This is a genomic window from Bacillus sp. 16GRE42 (assembly GCF_019837435.1).
GTDB classification, from domain to species: domain Bacteria; phylum Bacillota; class Bacilli; order Bacillales; family Bacillaceae_G; genus Bacillus_A; species Bacillus_A wiedmannii.
The window spans coordinates 700,057-712,165 of the sequence record NZ_JADAXF010000002.1 but is presented as its reverse complement, the minus strand read 5'-3'; the positions used below and the strand labels follow the sequence as shown (position 1 = coordinate 712,165).

The following is a 12,109-nucleotide window of genomic DNA, read 5'->3' as shown; positions in this document are numbered from 1 at the left end:
GAGATGACTGTTGCACAATTCATTGATATTGATGCAAAAAGAACGAAAACGAGTAATGAAGTATATCAAACATCTACAATGCTTGCGCTATTAGATGGTATATATGATGGTGTGATTAGCTTTGAGGAATTGAAAGAACGTGGTGATTTCGGCATCGGCACATTTGATCAATTAGATGGTGAAATGATTGCGTTTGATAACGAATTTTATCATTTACGTTCAGACGGTTCAGCAGAAAAAGTAGAACCGGAAGAAACAACACCGTTTGCGACTGTAACGTTTTTTGAAAAAGAAATGAGTTATACAGTAGAGCGCCCGATGAATCGTGAAGAAGTTGAGGCATTATTACATGAATTAATGCCAAGTAAAAACTTATTTTACGCTATTCGAATGGACGGTACATTCCGTGAAGTAAGAACGAGAACTGTTCCAAGACAAGAAAAACCGTATACACCGCTCGTTGAAGTGACGAAATCACAACCAATCTTTTCATTTAAACATACAGAAGGTACGCTAGCTGGATTTTGGACACCAGATTATGCGCAAGGTATTGGTGTAGCTGGTTTCCACTTACATTATATTGATGATGAAAGAAGCGGAGGCGGACATGTTTTCGATTATGTGGTAGAAAACTGTACGATCCAAATTTGTCAAAAGGCTCATATGCATTTAGCACTTCCAGAAACAGCTGACTTTATGGCGGCTGAATTATCAAGAGAAAATTTAGAGGATAATATTGCGACTGCGGAAGGCGCGGAGTAAAAAGGGAGAGACTGTTCCATTTTGGAACAGTCTTCTTTTATGAATATTTTTTGTTGAATCGTTTATTTCTTTGAAACAAACGGATGCCCTTCATAATAAAAACGCCACGGATAATGTACAGCTTCTTCTGCATAGTCGATGTTAATACGAGGACCTGCTGTTATTTGATATTGTGATGACATGTGTTCTTCTTCTCGGACGAGTTCAATATGTAATGTGTCACTTTGTAACGATACGCCGCGTTCTTCTAAAGTAATTCCGAGTGCACGGCATAGTTTGCCAGGACCGTTTGTTAAATTTTTATATTGTGCCTTCGTAACGTCTGTTTTGTTGTAACGTGCTAGTTTTATTTCTTCAATCCCGTCTACTGGTTCAAGGGCTCGAATGAGAATGCCTTGCGGGGTGCCAACTGGCGCTGTAATGACGTTAAAACAATGATACATACCGTAAATCAAATATACGTAAGCATGCCCCGGTGCGCCAAACATGACTTCTGTACGGTCCGTTCGTCTGCCGCCGTAACTATGCGCGGCTTTATCATCGGGACCTTTATATGCCTCTACTTCTACAATGATTCCGCTTCGTTTTATTCCATCTACAATATGTACAAGTTTTTGTCCAAGTAATTTCTTTGCTACTTCTAACGTATCGCCTTCATAAAAGGAAGGTGGTGCTTGCATCGTACTATCTCCTTTACTGAGTGTATATGTATATAGTAAACCAAATTTTCAGTAGTAATTCTAACTCGTTCTATTTGCTACATTTATTTCATAAATTATGGATAGAGTACAACAGCGAAGAGGGGGAGTGCGACATGATTTATCGCTTACTAGCTCTTAATATAGATGGGACACTACTATACAACAACGGAAAAATTGCAAAAGGATTAAGAGAAACAATTGAATTTGTGAAAAGAAAAGATGTATACGTTACATTATTTACGAGCCGTAATTTTCAATCCGCTCATAAAGTAGCAAAGGCGTTAAAATTAGATTCTATATTAGTGACACATGGCGGTGCTTTCGTTTCAGCAACTTTAGATAAGCCGTACGTTCAAAGAAGATTATCGGAAGAGAAGACGTTTAACATTGTGCAAGTGTTAGAGCACTTCGATTGTAACGTCCGCATTTCTCATGAACGGTTTTCAATTGGAAATCGTGAGAGAAATACACCAAACTTAATTGCGCGTACTGTATTATCAAGCGCAGATCCGTTATTTTATCCGGTTCAATTTGTAGACTCGTTAGGTGATGCACTTCGTGATCATCCAGTAGCGGCACCAAAAATTGATGTTATTTTCCAAAGTAAAGGTGAAAAAGAACGAGGGATAAATACATTAAGAAAAGCATTCCAAGATATAGAGTATGTTGATTGTGATTCAAAGCGAATAGAAATTTTGCCGCAAAATGTATCAAAATTACGCGGATTACAATTGCTTGGAGAGCATTTAAATATTTCGCTAAACGAAATGGTTGCGATTGGAGATAGTTTAGAAGATCTAGAAGTAATTGAAAATGTGGGGCTTGGTGTAGCAATGGGGAATGCACCTGTAGAGTTAAAACAAGCAGCTGACTGGATTACACGTTCGAATAGTGAGAACGGCGTAGAGTATATGATTAAAGAACATTTCCGTAAGCAATTCCCGCTTCCGTTTTTGAAGAATCATAAAAATACACCGAAACGATGAAAGAAAAACGTAGCTTTTGGCTACGTTTTTTTATTAGTTTTATTCGAAAAATGAAAACGTTTTACCGAATAAATTGTGTCTGAAGTTCATACAATTCACTTGAATCATTTAGAAAATTGTTGTAAAGTGGTTGATGTTGCCAAAATAGTTACACCACATGAAATATTCTCCAGATTAATTTTATTGAGCTCCATATGCAAAAATACTTCCGCATGATAGTTTCGTTCACGTATTATCTCAAAAATGAATTGTAGTAATTTTATTGATCAGTTGTAGAGTTTCTTGTTTTTATTTAAATGGATGATTTTAAGTTATTGTGAGTAAGCCTTGGTACATATGAAAGGTGCTTTTTTGTTTGGTTTTAGGAAGTTTAAAAGGGGGAATGAATTTCTTGAGGAAATCATTTAATCAAAAAATAAAAAAATTAAGTAGTAGTTTTATAGTTATGTTACTAGTATGTATGAATTTTTTAATCCATTTACCATATAAAGCAGAGGCAGCTACAACAGAATTAAAAGGTTTAGGTGATGTATCTTATTACAATGCAATCATTTTTGGAGATCATAGTGCAACGAGTGCGGATATTGAGGGTGCGATGGCTGTTCAAAAAAATATGAACGCATCAAGTTATACAGTCTTAGCGGCTGCAACGGGAGCGCATAACTTAGCTGGAGCAACATGGGTAGATGAAGGATATCCATCATTATTACTAGGTGGTCAATTTACGAAAGCGGGAACAGGACAAGTAATTATTCAAGATGGAACAGTGGCAATGACAAAAGACGGTGACCCAGAAGGTGCAATGAAATCATCATATGACCGTATCTCTTATAAAGAGCAAGCGGAGATTGATGCTAAATTTAAAGAATTTAGAAAAGACGTTGATAGCGTAATTGAGGATGCGGGCCAATTACATACGGATAAACCAAAATCGGGTATGACCTTTGGGATCGGTGAAGATGTAAATAATCCTAATATTTATGTTTCTTCCGGACAAAATGGAAAGAAAACATTTGATGTAAAAGACGTTTTTCTTCCGAATGTAAGTAATAAAGACTTTATGGTTATTCATTCAGATGCGGAAGAAGTTAATTTTGGTGGCGGTGCAATCCTGTATGATACAACAGATAAGGGCGGGTTCACATTAGTTAATACATCTCAAGCATATGACCCTAATTCCTTTTTTACTGAGTTAGCTAGTAAAGTCATTTGGGTGTTCCCTAATGCTACAAAGATAACAACTAAAGGATATGGTGTAGTAGGAAGTATATTTGCGCCTAATGCAGTTGTAGAGACAAAGGGTGGTTCAATTAACGGACAAGTCTATGTTGGTGGCTTACATCAAAGAGATGGATTTGAGGTTCATAATTTTAAATTTAATTGGCCAAAGTGGAAAAAGCCGGCAGCTGAAAAGGGAAATTTACAAATTAAAAAAGTTGATGAAAACGATGAAAACATTGTTTTAAAAGACGCAAAATTTGATGTTATAGACAAAGATAATAATGTTGTGGCTACTGTTACAACAAACGAAAAGGGTATTGCGGAAGTTAAAGATTTACCATTTGGTGATTATTTTGTAAAAGAAATTAGTGCACCAGAAGGATATATAAAAGTTGATACACCAGTAAAAGTAACAATTGATAATACAAACATAATTGAATTTGTTATGAAGAATACGAAAAAAGTAGAAAATGGTCAATTTAAATTATTGAAAAAAGATAGTGAATCTGGTCAACTTTTACCAGGTGCAAAATTTGATGTTATAGATAAAGATGGGAACATTGTCGAAACAATTATTACAGATGGTAAAGGTGAAGCTTTATCAAAACAACTTCCAGTTGGAACATATACATTAAAAGAAGTTGAAGCACCAAAAGGTTACGAACTATCATCTAGTTTAGTTCATGTTGATGTAGCTGCTAATAAAACAGTGACTGTAGATGTGTTGAATAAAAAAATTGTTGAAAAAGCTACAGGTCAATTTGAAATCGTAAAAGTGGATGCAGAAGATAAAGCGAAAGTATTATCAGACGCAGAATTTGAAGTGTACAAAGATGGTAAAAAAGTAGAGACGTTACGAACAGATAAAACAGGTAAAGTAATCTCTCAGAAATTAGAGCCAGGAACATACACATTAAAAGAAACGAAAGCGCCACAAGGATATACATTATTAAAAGAAGAAATTGAAGTCGTTGTGGAAGCAAACAAAGTAGTACAAGTACAAGTAGAAAACGCAAAAGAACTAGGAAGCTTACAAGTAATCAAAAAGGATGCAGAGAGTGGAAAAGTTCTAGAAGGCGCAGAATTTAGACTAAAGAACGAAAATGGTCAAGTAGTTGGAGAAGCGAAAACAACGAATAAAGACGGTGTAGTACAATTCAAAAACTTAGTACCAGGTAAGTATACTTTAGAAGAAACGAAAGCGCCGGAAGGCTATAAAGCAGTAGAAGTAACAGTCGAAGTAAACGTAGTAGCAAATGAAGTAGTAAAACAAGAAGTTATGAATGAAAAAGTAACAGGTCAATTTGAAATTGTAAAAGTAGATGCGAATGATAAAGCGAAAGTATTATCAGGTGCAGAATTTACAGTATATAAAGATGGTAAAAAGGTAGCGGAACTGAAAACAGATGAGAGTGGAAAAGTGATGTCACCAAAGTTACCATTAGGTGAATATACAGTGAAAGAAACGAAAGCACCAGAAGGTTACAAGCTTTCAAATAAAGAATGGAAAGTAACAATACAAAACGAGAAAGAAGTAGTGAAAGTAGAGGCGGAAAACGAAAGAATCTTAGGTTCTCTACAAATTATTAAGACGGATGATAAAGATCAAGCGAAACGTTTAGCAGGCGCAGAATTTACATTGAAAGATGCGCAAGGGAATGTTGTAAAAGAAGGAATTACAACAGATAAGTCTGGAATTGTTAAAGTAGACGGACTAGTGCCTGGTGAATATACGTTAGAAGAAACAAAAGCGCCAGAAGGTTATGAGTTAACAAAACAAGTAATTCATGTAACAGTTGATGGTGAAAAAGTTATTGATGTAAAAGTAATGAACAGTAAGAGCCTTGGTCAATTTGAAATCGTAAAAGTGGATGCAGAAAATAAAGCGAAAGTATTATCAGATGCAGAATTTGAAGTGTACAAAGATGGTAAAAAAGTAGAGACGTTACGAACAGATAAAACAGGTAAAGTAATCTCTCAGAAATTAGAGCCAGGAACATACACATTAAAAGAAACGAAAGCGCCACAAGGATATACATTATTAAAAGAAGAAATTGAAGTCGTTGTGGAAGCAAACAAAGTAGTACAAGTACAAGTAGAAAACGCAAAAGAACTAGGAAGCTTACAAGTAATCAAAAAGGATGCAGAGAGTGGAAAAGTTCTAGAAGGCGCAGAATTTAGACTAAAGAACGAAAATGGTCAAGTAGTTGGAGAAGCGAAAACAACGAATAAAGACGGTGTAGTACAATTCAAAAACTTAGTGCCAGGTAAGTATACGTTAGAAGAAACGAAAGCGCCGGAAGGCTATAAAGCGTTAGAAGTAACGGTAGAAGTAAATGTTGTTGCAAATACAGTAATAAAGCAAGAAGTATTAAATGAAAAAGTGAAAGAAAAAATTACAGGTCAAATAGAAATTATAAAAGTAGATGCTAATGATAAAGATAAAAAATTAGCGGGCGCAGTGTTTGAAATTTTGAAAGATGGAACAAAAATAGACACATTAACATCAGATGAAAATGGTAAAGCAACTTCGAAAGAACTAGAGCCAGGAGATTATATTTTAAAAGAAGTTCAGGCACCAGAAGGATATAGTTTATCTGATAAGGAAATTGAATTTACGATTTCTAATCAAAAAATTGAAGTAGTAAAACTTCAAATTACAAATGAAAAAGAAACAAGCAAAGGTCCAGAGAAACCAGGTGAAGAAACAGGAACACCGGGTGAAGAAACAGAAAAACCAGGTGGAGAGATAGAAAAACCAGGTGAAGAAACAGGAACACCGGGTGAAGAAACAGAGAAACCAGGTGAAGAGATAGAAAAACCAGGTGAAGAAACAGAGAAACCAGGTGAAGAAACAGAAAAACCAGGTGGAGAAACAGAAAAGCCAGGTGAAGAAACAGAAACACCGGGTGGAGAAACAGAAAAGCCAGGCGAAGAGACAGAGAAACCGGGTGAAGGAATGGTAAACGTAGATAAAGAACAACCAACCTTACCAGAAAAAGGACAAGATGCATCTCATGCACAACGCCTTCCAGCCACAGGACATGATATGAATTATCTTCCATTCGTTGGTTTTGCCCTTGTTTTATTAGGAATACGACTTAGATTTATGATTAAAAATAGTTAATAGTTTTATAAAAGGCATAAGAGAAATGTTATCTCTTATGCCTTTTAGTTTTTTGTTTAAGCTTCAATAACTTTAAGCATTCGATTTAAAAAAGCGGCTGATTCAGCACGTGTTGCTGTGCCTTTTGGTACGAATTCATTACGCTCGTTCCCTTTTACGATTCCGTATGCGTAAACATTTTGTAATGCCTTCTTATCGTATGCTAAATTTTGATCAGTGAATGGTAATTTCATTTCTTTTCTATAAATCCAGTTATATGCTAATGCACGGTCAATCATAATAACAGCTTCATCACGTGTTATTGTAGCGGTTGGATCAAATTTATTATTTCCGCGACCACTAATGATACCTGCGCTAGCAGCACGGTTAATTCCATCTACTAAAGATGGATGCGCTTCGTTTAAATCTGTAAATTTAGCGTTTCCGGCAGGTAATTTTAAAGCTCGCGACATTAAATTCGCAAATTCAGCTCGTGTTACGAGGCGGTTTGGCCAGTAAGAACCATTTCCATCACCGAACATAATTTTCCTAGCTGCTAACTGACGAATATCTTGTTCATACCATCCACCTGTAATGTCGTCTTTTTCATGAGGGACTTCTGGCGGCGGAATAACATCTTTACGGTGTTCATTATAGTAAGCGTTTGTGCCCTTTAAGAAAGCATCCCATTGCCCGCGTTGAATCATAAATGCAGGGCAGTTTTTTCCGCTCCAAAATTGATGCTTTTGCACGTGATCTAGAGATATGTTTAATTCGTTCATTAAATAAGCAGCTAATTTCCGGGCATTTTCTACCGCTTTCGTATAATTTCCATCACTATTCACAGCAATTTCAATTCCGATAGATTCATAGTTTCCGGTCTTATTTCCAGCATGCCAACCAACTTCATTTAATGGAAGGTGTTGATAAATTTCTTTATCATCGACAGTAAAATGCCAAGATGCTGAACGATCAGTATTTCCGCGGGCTTGACTATCTAAGTACTTCGCATGATTTAACGCGTTAGCACCTTTACTCGTATTAGCAGTTTCATGAATTGTAATGTATTTCGGTTCCATTGCGTATCCAGGACGAATGTTTTCATTCCCTTTTGGAACGATCATTTCTTTAAATGTAACACCATAAACGTTATTTGTAGGCAAATTAGATGGTGTTTTGAAGAAAGTTGCGCTTCTTTTTTCGATAGAACCTGTTTTTTCAAATAATGATGCTTTCGTACCTTCGAATGTAGCTGAAGGAGCATAAATCCATTTCTCAGTTCCGTTCAGTTGAATTTTAAACCAATTTCCAGCTTGTTCAGTAGGAGCTACTGTTTGTGGCTGTAATATCGTTTCTTCTTTAAACGATTGGAAAGGGAATGAGTATACTGATGTTTCTTCAGTTACAATTAGTTTTTGATTTGAAAGTTTATGAATCTCTTGTATTTCTAAACTATTATTTTCCTTATTAACCCAACCAGAACCGGATGTAGTTTGTACGTAATATGTATTACCTTTTTTCTTCGTTGCCTTTACTACTCGTTCAGTAATTTCAATATTTGTTTTGGTTTTTAAGTCGTTTGCATCGTATAGTGGAAGTTTTGTTGATAAGTGGAGAAGATATTCACCTGAGATTTCAAGGTCGTTTTCCTCGTCATGTCTATGCTGCTTTGCATGTTCTTCAATGCTTTTTAAAGCTTGTTCATCAATAGACAATTCCGCAGTTTTCTCTATATTTTCTGCGAATGAAAGGGTAGGTGCTACAAATGTTTGTAATGCCAAAGTTAGTGCCAAAATGTTGTAAAACCTTTTTTTCATAGTTGTTTTTTAACACGTTATAGTATCTATGTCGTGTTAACAGTCCTCCTTTAGATGTATTTTAAATTAGTAGCAAGTACTAATACGTTCTAGATTGTAACAAGAGTATATTACAATGTCTATACAACTAAGAAAAGTTCGTGAAAAACCAATATTCAGTTTGTTTTAAATAGGATATAGAAATAAGGTAAAACCTTCTGTATTGACCTACAAACGCCCTTCAAGTAAACTAAAGAGAGTTTGCAAATGAAAAGGTGATAATGTTGTTAATTTCAATTAAAACGTTACAAGATGATCGTTTTTTACGTCCGCTGCAAAATATTGGCGGCTTATTTTTTGAAGATAGTACGATTGGGTTTGAACAAGAGGAAGCAAATCTTATCGTTGATATACACATTGAAGAGAATGTGAAAGCATCTGCTCGTTTAACAGATGTTGCTACTGGAAATGTGTATGAAGAAACATTCGCAAAAGATTTATCTGCTTTCACAGATGAAAAAGAGCGTATGAAGCAAGTGAAGCACGTTGTTTCTTATGTATATCTTTCTGTTCTTCAGCAGTTAACTGGTCTTGAACAAAGCTGGGGCATTTTAACAGGAGTTCGTCCGACAAAACTTCTTCATAAAATGCTTCAAAGTGGTATGTCAAAAGAAGAAGCACACCAAGAACTTCGTGAAAGCTATTTAATTCATGAAGAGAAAATTGAACTTCTTCAGCGTATTGTGGATTGCCAATTAGCGGTAGTTCCGGATTTATACCGTTTGAAAGAGGAAGTAAGTATTTATATCGGTATTCCATTCTGCCCAACAAAATGTGCATATTGTACATTCCCGGCGTATGCAATTAACGGACGCCAAGGCTCTGTTGATTCATTCTTAGGTGGTTTACATTATGAAGTTCGTGAAATTGGTAAGTTTTTAAAAGAAAAAGGTGTAACAGTTACGACGATTTATTACGGCGGCGGTACACCGACAAGTATTACAGCGGAAGAGATGGATATGCTGTATGAAGAAATGTATGAAGCGTTCCCAGATGTGAAAAATGTGCGTGAGGTAACAGTTGAGGCAGGTCGCCCAGATACAATTACGCCAGCAAAACTAGAAGTGTTAAATAAATGGAATATTGACCGCATTAGTATTAATCCGCAGTCATACCATCAAGAGACATTAAAAGCAATTGGACGTCATCATACTGTAGAAGAAACAATTGAGAAGTATCACTTAGCTCGTGAAATGGGAATGAACAATATTAATATGGACTTAATTATTGGTCTTCCAGGTGAAGGGCTAGATATTTTCAAGCACACGTTAGATGAGACAGAAAAGTTAATGCCTGAATCGTTAACAGTTCATACGTTATCATTTAAACGTGCTTCTGAAATGACGCAAAACAAACGTAAATATAAAGTAGCAGGTCGCGAAGAAATTACAGCGATGATGCATGAAGCAGAAGAGTGGACGCAAAAGCATAATTACGTACCATATTACCTATATCGTCAAAAGAATATTTTAGGTAACTTAGAGAACGTTGGTTATGCAATGCCGACGCAAGAAAGTATTTATAACATTGTTATTATGGAAGAAGTTCAATCGATTATCGGACTTGGTTGTGGTGCATCAAGTAAATTTGTTCATCCGAAGACAGGTGCAATTACGCACTTCGCAAATCCGAAAGATCCAAAATCATATAACGATGGCTTCGTAAAATATACAGAAGACAAACTGAAAATTTTAGAAGAGCTATTTGTATAAGAAGAAAGAGGTTGTTCCAATTTGGAACAGCCTCTTTTTTATATTGTTGTGAGTAAGTTGCTATAATTTCATTTACCAAGAGACCACACTGTTTGTAAAACTATGTCGATAATAATCAGAAAAATTAGTCAAATCATTAGAGGACAATGTCTACTTATGGACGAAATGATAGATTTATGAAAGAGAAAAGGGGGAAATTGTTGGCATGTACATGACGATAGGGAGAATATTTGATTTAGCGGTTGGTAAGTATCCAAATAAAGAGGCGTTAGTAGAGCCGGAAAAAAATATTCGCTGGACATATAAACAGTGGGATGAGCAAATAAATAAAACGGCGCAAGCTCTGTTGAAAGAAGGGGTAAGAAAGGGAGATACTGTATCTGTCTACTTATATAATTGCCGTGAATTTGTAAACGTTTACTTAGCCTGTGCGAAAATTGGGGCAATCTTTAACCCGATTAACTTCCGTTTAAAAGCAAAAGAATTATCGTATATCCTTCAAGATGCAGCTTCGAAAGTAGTAGTCTTTGAAAAAGCGGTTGAATCAACTGTTGCTATCATTGAACGCGATTTTCCAAATTCGGCTTTTTGGTATGTAGAAGAAGATACACCTTCCTATGCTAGTTCTTACCATGAAAAAGTTAATGCGGCATCTTCTGAGAAAATAGATATCGAAATTGATGAAATGGATTATTGTTCTATGTTATATACGAGCGGTACGACAGGTCATCCGAAAGGCGTATTGCATCGTCATCGTGAAATGACTGAGCATAGTATGATTTGTACGTATTTCTTAAAATATAATAGAGATAGTGCCGGACTTGTTGTAGCACCTTTATATCATTGCGGCGAGTTAAATGCTGGAATCATTCCGCGCATTCAAGTTGGCGGAAAGAATGTTATTTTGCATCATTTTGATACGGATAGAGTATTACATACGATTCAAGAAGAGAAGATTACGACGTTTTTTGCAGCACCGACGATGTGGAATATGTTACTGCAAAAAGATTTAACACAGTACGATTTAACGTCGATGAAGATTGGTATATATGGCGGAGCGGCGATGGCACCAGCATTAGTGAAGGAATGTAAAGAACGTCTTTATATTGATCTTGTACAAATTTACGGAATGACAGAAATGGGGCCAGTTGTTGCGTTTCTCGTAGAAGAAGATCAAATTACGAAAGCGGGTTCAGCAGGCACGCCATGCTTTAGTCATGAAATTCGCATTGTAAAACCAAGCGAAGATGCACCAGCAGAACCGGATGATGTATTGCCTCCTTATGAAGTTGGGGAGATTATTTTGCGCGGCCCGACTATGATGGCTGGTTATCATAACCGAGAAGAAGCAAATGCAAAATCGATGTATAAAGGATGGTATCACTCGGGTGATTTAGGTTATTTCGATAAAGATGGCTATTTATTCGTCGCAGATCGTGTGGATGATATGGTAATTAGCGGCGGCGTTAATATTTATCCACGTGAAATTGAAGATTTCCTTCATAGTCATCCTGGTGTATTAGATGTTGCAGTGCTTGGAGAGCCAGATGAATTATGGGGAGAACGTGTTGTGGCTGTTATTGTAAAGAAAGATGAAGCGATTACCGACGATGATTTGGAAATATATTGTAAAGAAAGTGATGAATTAGCAGATTATAAACGTCCGCGTCATTATTTATTTGTGGATGAACTGCCCCGTAATGCGAGTGGAAAATTACAGAAGTTTGTGCTTAGAGAGTCTTTAAAAGGAGCAAAAAAATAGAAA

Annotated in this window: 7 protein-coding genes; 5 read left to right on the top strand and 2 right to left on the bottom strand. The window is 36.2% G+C overall.

Going from position 1 to position 12,109, the window contains the following annotated elements; translation table 11 throughout:
• Positions 1-3 precede the first annotated feature (3 nt).
• On the top strand, positions 4-762 hold the full coding sequence (gene alsD / locus ILS93_RS15955) for an alpha-acetolactate decarboxylase (protein ID WP_088047945.1): 759 nt from the start codon (positions 4-6) through the stop codon (positions 760-762).
• A 62-nt stretch (positions 763-824) separates the two neighbouring features.
• Here the strand turns inward: alsD and ILS93_RS15950 are convergent, their stop codons facing one another.
• Positions 825-1,442 (bottom strand): DNA-3-methyladenine glycosylase, encoded by a 618-nt coding sequence (locus tag ILS93_RS15950; RefSeq protein ID WP_088047944.1) that lies wholly within the window; start codon positions 1,440-1,442, stop codon positions 825-827.
• A gap of 134 nt (positions 1,443-1,576) precedes the next feature.
• Between ILS93_RS15950 and ILS93_RS15945 the strand changes: the two genes are divergently transcribed.
• Positions 1,577-2,449, top strand: a complete 873-nt coding sequence (locus ILS93_RS15945) for a Cof-type HAD-IIB family hydrolase (protein WP_088047943.1) — start codon at positions 1,577-1,579, stop codon at positions 2,447-2,449.
• A gap of 391 nt (positions 2,450-2,840) precedes the next feature.
• Complete coding sequence (locus ILS93_RS15940; RefSeq protein WP_222660860.1) at positions 2,841-6,797, top strand: SpaA isopeptide-forming pilin-related protein; 3,957 nt, start codon at positions 2,841-2,843, stop codon at positions 6,795-6,797.
• 56 nt (positions 6,798-6,853) lie between these two features.
• On the opposite strand, the gene ILS93_RS15935 is transcribed toward ILS93_RS15940, so the two are convergent.
• Positions 6,854-8,593, bottom strand: coding sequence for an S-layer homology domain-containing protein (locus ILS93_RS15935; protein ID WP_064473716.1), 1,740 nt, complete (start codon positions 8,591-8,593; stop codon positions 6,854-6,856).
• 260 nt (positions 8,594-8,853) lie between these two features.
• Between ILS93_RS15935 and ILS93_RS15930 the strand changes: the two genes are divergently transcribed.
• Both ILS93_RS15930 and ILS93_RS15925 read left to right on the top strand, forming a co-directional pair.
• A complete protein-coding gene (locus ILS93_RS15930; RefSeq protein WP_002007015.1) occupies positions 8,854-10,344 on the top strand; it encodes a coproporphyrinogen III oxidase in 1,491 nt (496 codons plus the stop codon).
• 205 nt (positions 10,345-10,549) lie between these two features.
• Positions 10,550-12,106 carry a fatty acid--CoA ligase gene (locus ILS93_RS15925; RefSeq protein WP_064473717.1) on the top strand — a complete coding sequence of 519 codons (1,557 nt, stop codon included), beginning with the start codon at positions 10,550-10,552 and terminating at the stop codon, positions 12,104-12,106.
• Positions 12,107-12,109: the final 3 nt, after the last annotated feature.